This window comes from Streptomyces sp. O3 (genome assembly GCF_054788135.1).
In genome coordinates, this window is record NZ_JBTVYK010000205.1 from 1 (window position 1) to 264 (window position 264).

The 264-nt window shown below is 39.0% G+C and carries 1 protein-coding gene; it reads right to left on the reverse strand.

Features of this window, described 5'->3' with window-relative positions; genetic code table 11:
- Positions 1-62 precede the first annotated feature (62 nt).
- Positions 63-264 (reverse strand): formate--tetrahydrofolate ligase (locus ACX6XY_RS30365; protein WP_460337927.1); only part of this gene is annotated, 202 nt, incomplete at its 5' end.

Sequence of the window (264 nt, forward strand, 5' to 3'; positions counted from 1 at the left end):
ATCAAATACCTTAGATTAAAAAAGTTCCAAAAGCGACGAATCCACTTTTGGAACTTCTAGTTTTAAAATAAACCTTGCGCGTTACCATTTTCATCGACATCCATATTTAATGCCGCTGGTTTTTTTGGTAAGCCCGGCATTGTCATCACGTCACCTGTTAAAGCAACAACAAAGCCAGCACCAAGTTTTGGAATAAATTCGCGAATATGAATCACGAAATCAGTTGGACGACCAAGCAACGTCGGATCATCCGATAACGAATAT